The organism is uncultured Abyssibacter sp. (assembly GCF_964000955.1).
GTDB lineage: Bacteria > Pseudomonadota > Gammaproteobacteria > Nevskiales > OUC007 > Abyssibacter.
In genome coordinates, this window is record NZ_CAXFCL010000260.1 from 1 (window position 1) to 6,539 (window position 6,539).

8 protein-coding genes are annotated in these 6,539 nt (G+C 64.6%); 3 read left to right on the forward strand and 5 right to left on the reverse strand.

The window, feature by feature from the left end:
• Window positions 1-3: 3 nt before the first annotated feature.
• Window positions 4-1,104 (reverse strand): TRAP transporter substrate-binding protein, encoded by a 1,101-nt coding sequence (locus ABNS06_RS12515; RefSeq protein WP_348674933.1) that lies wholly within the window; start codon window positions 1,102-1,104, stop codon window positions 4-6.
• A 63-nt stretch (window positions 1,105-1,167) separates the two neighbouring features.
• Here ABNS06_RS12515 and ABNS06_RS12520 point away from each other — a divergent pair, with 63 nt between their 5' ends.
• Window positions 1,168-1,587 carry a secondary thiamine-phosphate synthase enzyme YjbQ gene (locus tag ABNS06_RS12520; RefSeq protein ID WP_348674934.1) on the forward strand — a complete coding sequence of 140 codons (420 nt, stop codon included), beginning with the start codon at window positions 1,168-1,170 and terminating at the stop codon, window positions 1,585-1,587.
• An 18-nt stretch (window positions 1,588-1,605) separates the two neighbouring features.
• Here ABNS06_RS12520 and ABNS06_RS12525 read toward each other — a convergent pair whose 3' ends face one another.
• Window positions 1,606-1,992, reverse strand: coding sequence for an MAPEG family protein (locus ABNS06_RS12525; protein ID WP_348674935.1), 387 nt, complete (start codon window positions 1,990-1,992; stop codon window positions 1,606-1,608).
• Between the two features lie 123 nt (window positions 1,993-2,115).
• Between ABNS06_RS12525 and ABNS06_RS12530 the strand changes: the two genes are divergently transcribed.
• The gene (locus tag ABNS06_RS12530) at window positions 2,116-2,433 is read left to right on the forward strand and encodes a hypothetical protein (protein WP_348674936.1); all 318 of its coding nucleotides are present in this window, start codon (window positions 2,116-2,118) and stop codon (window positions 2,431-2,433) included.
• Window positions 2,434-2,523: 90 nt separating this feature from the next.
• Here the strand turns inward: ABNS06_RS12530 and gdhA are convergent, their stop codons facing one another.
• The 3 genes from gdhA to ABNS06_RS12545 all read right to left on the reverse strand — a co-directional run bounded on the left by gdhA (window position 2,524) and on the right by ABNS06_RS12545 (window position 5,531).
• Entirely contained in the window at window positions 2,524-3,864 is a 1,341-nt protein-coding gene (gene gdhA / locus ABNS06_RS12535) for an NADP-specific glutamate dehydrogenase (RefSeq protein ID WP_348674937.1), read from the reverse strand.
• Between the two features lie 117 nt (window positions 3,865-3,981).
• A complete protein-coding gene (locus ABNS06_RS12540) occupies window positions 3,982-4,506 on the reverse strand; it encodes a hypothetical protein (protein ID WP_348674938.1) in 525 nt (174 codons plus the stop codon).
• Window positions 4,507-4,532: 26 nt separating this feature from the next.
• Entirely contained in the window at window positions 4,533-5,531 is a 999-nt protein-coding gene (locus tag ABNS06_RS12545) for a sensor domain-containing diguanylate cyclase (RefSeq protein WP_348674939.1), read from the reverse strand.
• A gap of 306 nt (window positions 5,532-5,837) precedes the next feature.
• Here ABNS06_RS12545 and eutB point away from each other — a divergent pair.
• Window positions 5,838-6,539: ethanolamine ammonia-lyase subunit EutB (gene eutB, locus ABNS06_RS12550; RefSeq protein WP_348674940.1), on the forward strand; the 702-nt coding region annotated here is incomplete at its 3' end.

Genomic DNA, 6,539 nt, shown 5'->3' on the forward strand with positions numbered 1-6,539 from the left:
CGACTAGCTCTCCCTCGCATTGAGCAGCGCACGCTCGGCGATATCGGTCCAGCGCGAGACGCCCTTGCGGTACGTCATGTACGACGCGTAAATGCGTTCGGCCATCGCATTGGTCCGGCCGACCTCGGCGACGACCTCGTCCGCGACGGTGCTGATTGCCGCGAGCACGTCGGCGGGCAGCGGGCGCAGGTCCACGCCGTGTTCGTCGACCAGGGTCTGCAATGCGCGGTCGTTACGGGCGGTGAACTCGGCGACCATGTTCTGGCTGGCGACGCGGCAGGCCGCCTCGACGATAGCCTGCAAATCCTCGGGCAGGCGGTCAAAGGCCTTCCTGTTCACGATGCATTCCAGCACCGTGCCCGGCTCGTGCCAGCCCGGGTAGTAGCAATATTTGGCGGCTTTGTGCAGGCCGAAGGCGAGGTCGTTGTAAGGCCCGACCCATTCGGTGGCGTCGATGGTGCCGTCGTTCAGCGCCTGGAACAGCTCGCCGCCGGGGATGTTCTGCACGGTCACGCCCAGCCGTCGCAGCACCTCGCCGCCCAGGCCGGGAATCCGCATCTTCAGGCCCGTGAGGTCGGCGACCGAGTTGATTGGCTTGTTGAACCAGCCGGCCATCTGCACCGTGGTGTTGCCGGCATCAAACGGCACCAGCCCGTAGGGTGCGTAGACCTCGCGCCAAAGCTCCATCGCGCCGCCGAAGTACAGCCAGCCGCTCATCTCCTGCGCGGTCAGGCCGAACGGCACTGACGAGAAGAACTGCGCCTCCGGAATTTTCCCCTTCCAGTAATAGGCCGAGCCATGACCCATCTCCGCGGTGCCGGCCGAGACCGCATCGAACACCTCGAAGGCCGGGACCAGCTCGCCGGCGCCGTAGACCTTCACGGTCAGACGACCGCCGGACAGGCTGGTGATCAGGTCGGCGAGGAAGTTCACGCCGGTTCCCAGCGCCGGGAAATTCGGCGGCCAGGTCGTCACCATCTTCCAGTGGAATTGCGTCGAACCCGTCGTGGTCGTTCCGGATTCGCATGCTTGCTGCTTGCAGCCGGCGAGGGCGCCCAGCGAGGCCGCCCCGAGGCCGGCGCCGATCAAGTCCCGGCGCTTCATGTCTGTCTCCCCGTGTGGTCGTGCGCGAGAATATCAGGCTCGTCCCTGACAGACGGAGCCCGCATGTCCGCCGCCGCCACCGAATTCTCCATCTCCACGAACCCCGGTGCGTTGACCGAATTCACCGACGACGTGGCCCGCTGGGTTACCGCGCAGGGCATCCGGACCGGGCAGTGCGCGCTGTGGCTGCGTCACACCAGCGCTGGCCTGATCGTCTGCGAGAATGCCGATCCCGATGTTCAGCACGACCTGCGCACCTATCTTTGGGACCTCGCCCCCGATGGCGATCCGCGCTACATCCACACCGCCGAGGGGCCGGATGACATGTCGGCGCATGTCCGCAGCGTGCTGACCGGCTGCCAGCTCACGATTCCCGTGATGGATGGCCGGTTGCAGCTCGGCACCTGGCAGGGTTTGTTCGTCTGGGAGTTCCGGGCGCAGTCGCACCGCCGACGTGTCAGCGTCAGTCTCGTCGGCGACTGAGCCCGGTGGGGACTGCAGCTAGGCCGCGACCACGAACAGCGAGATCGAGCAGATCAGCCCGCCAAGCCAGATCAGGCTGCGTAGCGCGCCGATGTCGGCGAGGTAGATGAAGCCGTAGACCAGGCGCAGGCCGACCCAAAGCAATGCGATCAGATTGACCGTGCCCTGCGGCGCAGCCAGGTATTCGGCGGTCAGTACGCCGGCCGCGAACAGCGGGAAGACCTCGAAGGCGTTGAGCTGTGCGTTGTTCGCGCGGGCCTGCCTGCCGGTCGCTTCCGCTAGAAACGCACGGGGATTCTTGTTGTCCTCGGGCGTGAGCTTGCGGTCGCCGGTGAATTTCGCGAATCCCGTCCAGATGTAGGGCATCAGGCCGCCGGCCAGAACGCACCAGAGTGCAATAGTCATGCGATGTCTCCCTTTGTGTGTCGGCGGATCATCGCATGTCCGGATTTTTGGCCGTGATTCGTACTACTCAGGTAAGCACTGAACGCTTCTCAAGCCTGACGCCGACATGGATGCCGACGAATCATGAGAACACACCTCTACGCGGGCGAACGCGGCCGCATCGTGGCCGTGGACGACAACGACGAGGCCAGGGATGCCGTGGTCCTGTGCCGCATGCCGCCGCCGCTGTTCGACGGCAAGCCGGTACCGTATCTGGTCGCCAAGGCCTATCTGCATGAGCACGGTGGGCTTTGGTTTCGCCACACTGGTCTGCATCGAATGAAGCCGGGTTTGCATGGCCATGTGACGGAGAATGGATCCGAGGATCATGGCCCTCCATGCCTAACCCGCGTCAGGCATGTCGCCGCATGCGATCCTGATCGGAGCGTGGTCACGGTGTGATCCGCGCAGGGTACCGATGCACGACGCTGAACGGTCGTGCATCGGTGGTCGATGCCGCTGCCCCGGCTCAAGGCGCGGTGATGTCGTCGGTCAGATGACCCCGTAGGCCGCCATGGCGTCGGCCACCTTGATGAAGCCGGCGACGTTGGCGCCCTTGACGTAGTCGACGCGTCCGCCTTCGACGCGGCCGTGCAGGGCGCACTGCTCGTGAATGCCGGCCATGATCTTGCGCAGCCGTTCCAGCAGCTCGTCCTTGCTCCATGACAGGCGCATGGAGTTCTGGGTCATCTCCAGACCGGAGACCGCGACCCCGCCGGCGTTGGCTGCCTTGCTGGGCGCGTAGAGAATGCCGGCGTTCTGGAACACGTGGATCGCATCCAGCGTGGACGGCATGTTCGCACCCTCGGAGACCCCGATGCAGCCGTTGGCGACCAGTGTCTTCGCCTCGCCCTCGTTCAGCTCGTTCTGGGTCGCGCAGGGCAGGGCGAGATCGGCGGTGACCCCCCAGGGGCGGGCTCCCTCATGGTATTCCGCGCCGAACTCGTCGGCGTATTCCTTGATCCGCCCACGCCGGCGTTCCTTCAGGTCCTTGATCCAGTCGATCTTCTCCTGGGTCATGCCGGCCTTGTCGTAGACGAAACCGCTGGAATCGCTGAGCGTAAGTACCCTGGCGCCCAGGTCGATCAGCTTTTCGGCGGCGTGGGTCGCCACGTTGCCCGATCCGGAAATCACCGCGGACTTGCCTTCCAGGCCCTGACCCTGGGCCTGGAGCATGTCATCGAGCAGGTAGACCGCGCCGTAGCCGGTGGCCTCGGCGCGGATGAGGCTGCCGCCGAAGGCCAGGCCCTTGCCGGTGATGGTGCCGGTGAACTGGTTGGAGATGCGCTTGTACTGGCCGAACAGGTAGCTGACCTCGCGTGCACCGACGCCGATGTCGCCGGCCGGCACGTCAGTGTAGGGGCCGATGTGGCGATACAGCTCGGTCATGAACGCCTGGCAGAAGCGCATGATCTCGTGTTCGCTCTTGTCCTTGGGATTGAAGTCCGAGCCGCCCTTGGCACCGCCCATCGGCAGGCCGGTGAGACTGTTCTTGAAGGTTTGCTCGAAAGCCAGGAACTTCAGGATCGAGCGATTGACGCTCTTGTGAAAGCGTAGCCCGCCCTTGTACGGACCGATCGCGTTGTTGTGCTGCACGCGGAATCCGCGGTTGGTGCGGACGTTGCCCTGATCGTCCTGCCAGCAGACCCGGAAGCTGATGATCCGGTCCGGTTCGGTCAGTCGTTCGAGAATCTGCAGTTCGTCGTATTTCGGATGCGCCTTGATGAACGGGATCAGGTCGGCAGCCACTTCCTCCACCGCCTGATGAAATTCTTTCTCGCCCGGATTGCGCCGCTTGAGCCCCGACATGAAGCGTTGAAGGTCGGTTGCCATCTTGTCTCCTTATTCATCGTGATTATTGCTCTGGCGAGCGGAGCTTAGCGCGTCGATGGCGTGGCCGTTGCGATCTGCGTCATTGATTGATTCGCCGGCGATTCGGCGGGGCGCGATTCAGCGGTCGTAGAACGCTTCGTTGGCCACCGTGCGATGGCGATTGGTCCGACGGACGAAGTGTGCGTGGATCAGGTCATCCGGAATGATTCGGGGGGAATCGGACGCCGTGTCCGACTGCTGCCATACCGTCCACCACGGGCTGCCGCGCAGGCAGGTAAGCCGCTCGATTTGCTCGACGGTCATGCGCCCGTAAACGGTCCAGAGCACCTGCAGGTGCTTTTCCAGGCGATGGGGGTTGGACATGCGCGGCGACATGCCATCACGCTGGATGAGCAGGGCCCGGATGCCGGATGTCGATTCCAGTCGCAGTCGGTGGTTCAGCGACGCGACGCCCGGGCCAAATGGTGTTGCGACGATCGGCTCGTTGAGCAACGGCGCGTTGTAGTAGCCCAGGTGCCAGCCATGCGCCAGATAGACCAACGAGACGAGCTTGCGCGCAGGCAGATCGCAGTCCTCGCCATAAGCCGAGAGGATCAGCTCGTTTGCGACGGCGGCGGCGGTTTCGGTGACAGCCTTGAGCATTTGACGTGCGCGGTTGTTTGGGTGGGTCAGCCGTCCCCGGCACGGAGCAGGGGATTGAACTCGACACGAACGCCGCCAGGGCCGTCGTCCAGCGCGTGGAATAGCGCGGAAAATGCCCGTTGCATCAGATCGCTGGCGTATTCGGCGCGGAGCTGATCTTCGTGTTCAGTGCCGGACAGCCCGATCGAGACCGTGATCGCCTCGGTCTTGCCGTCGGACCAGCCCACGCGTTCCACCGCGTCGCAGATGCCATGGGCCAGATTGACGGCGTCGTTGATTACCGTGCCGGGGAGGACCACGACGAAGCGCTGGTCCTCGAAGTGGCAGACCAGATCCCGGTTCGGCCGGACGGAGGATTGCAGCACGTCTGCGACCAACCGCAGGCCGCTGTCACCGGCGGGCGGCAACTGGCCTTTCGGCGGTTGCAGGCCGACCGCCATCAGGGTCAGCGGCAGCTGGGATTTCAGCGATCTGCGCCATTCGGCGCCCACGTGGTCGCGAAAGAATCGCCGGTTGTAACGGCCGGTGACTCCATCGCGCACGGCGTTGTCCCGTCGCAGCAGGGCATCCTCGATCAGGCCGGCCACGAGTTCGACCGTGGGCTTCAAGCTCGACGGGTCGGCATCCAGCGGCGTGTCACGCAGCAGCGACAGGCTGCACACTGGTGTCGGCATGCCGAAATATAGGGGTATCGACGCCAGCGCGCGGAACTGCGGCCCGCCGACCACGGACGGGTGATAGTTGAATTCGGAGGATGCGCCGAGATCGCGGATCAGCAGCGGTTCGCCGCGGACGACCGACAGGCTGCAAAGTGCGGACACCCCCGGTGCGCTGGGCCAGGCGCCGGCCGTATGTGCGATGAACTGCTCCCGCCCGTCGACGCTGACAAGCAGGCCCGCATGGTCGAACCCGAGCGTGCGGGCCGCCAGTTTCAGTAGCTGGTTCACCGTGTGATCGTGCACAGGGCCGTCCAGCCCGAGCCGCCCGATGGCTGCCTGACTGACCGGATTACCTGATTCTTCCATCCCGAAATTCGCTCCCGGTGTGATTGTTGACGGCCGGGGCGCAGCAAGTCCTTCCCCGACCGGTGAGCTCATCCTGAGCAGGTCATTTCTCTTGATGCCGCCCGAACAAACCCGCCGCTCGGCTAGCACGAATAATTCGCGCAGGTCCATAACATACATCGAGACATACGCATATTTCATGCAAATGAATCACGAGACTTGAACGGGCAGCGAAATTCGATCGTTTCATCGCCCGGCTGAGAGCGGGAAAATTCTCGCGTCCCGCGCTGCTAAGCTGAGGTATCGGACGTTCCGGGAATACCTGAAGTGAGCGCACCCGCGGTTTATCGCTGCCCAATCGGGCACCGGAGTTTTCAGTTCAGCGACCTCAGGGAGGTCCTGGCCAAGGCATCGCCGGCCCGTTCCGGTGACGCGTTGGCTGGGCTGGCCGCCGGTTCCATGGCGGAGCGCGTGGCGGCGCAGACGGTGCTGGCCGACGTGCCGCTGGCGGATTTTCTGGACGATCCGCTGATTCCGTATGAGACCGACGAGGTCACGCGGCTGATCGTCGATACGCATGACGCGGCCGCGTTCGCCCCGGTTGCGGGCCTGACGGTCGGTGCGTTTCGCGACTGGCTGCTCGCGCAGCTGTTTCAGCCGGAGGCACTGCGCGCGATCACGCCAGGACTGACGCCGGAGATGGTCGCCGCCGTGAGCAAGCTGATGCGCAATCAGGACCTGATCCTGGTCGCGAGCAAACTGCGCGTCGTCACCGCGTTTCGCAACACCCTGGGGCTGCCCGGCCGATTTTCGGTACGGCTGCAACCGAACCATCCGACCGATGCGCTGGCGGGGATTGCCGCCAGTACGCTGGACGGCCTGCTGCTCGGGGCCGGGGACGCCTGCATCGGGGTCAATCCGGTATCGGACGACCCGGCCGCGCTCGCGCCGATCTGGCGCGCGCTGGACCGGCTGATCGAGCGCTTCGAGATACCGACCCAGTCCTGTGTGTTGGCGCATGTCACTCAG

Bases quoted from the DNA above. Each gene is read 5' to 3' on its own strand.
- ABNS06_RS12515 (WP_348674933.1), bottom strand. From the start codon at position 1,104: ATGAAGCGCCGGGACTTGATCGGCGCCGGCCTCGGGGCGGCCTCGCTG.
- ABNS06_RS12520 (WP_348674934.1), top strand. From the start codon at position 1,168: ATGTCCGCCGCCGCCACCGAATTCTCCATCTCCACGAACCCCGGTGCG.
- ABNS06_RS12525 (WP_348674935.1), bottom strand. From the start codon at position 1,992: ATGACTATTGCACTCTGGTGCGTTCTGGCCGGCGGCCTGATGCCCTAC.
- ABNS06_RS12530 (WP_348674936.1), top strand. From the start codon at position 2,116: ATGAGAACACACCTCTACGCGGGCGAACGCGGCCGCATCGTGGCCGTG.
- gdhA (WP_348674937.1), bottom strand. From the start codon at position 3,864: ATGGCAACCGACCTTCAACGCTTCATGTCGGGGCTCAAGCGGCGCAAT.
- ABNS06_RS12540 (WP_348674938.1), bottom strand. From the start codon at position 4,506: ATGCTCAAGGCTGTCACCGAAACCGCCGCCGCCGTCGCAAACGAGCTG.
- ABNS06_RS12545 (WP_348674939.1), bottom strand. From the start codon at position 5,531: ATGGAAGAATCAGGTAATCCGGTCAGTCAGGCAGCCATCGGGCGGCTC.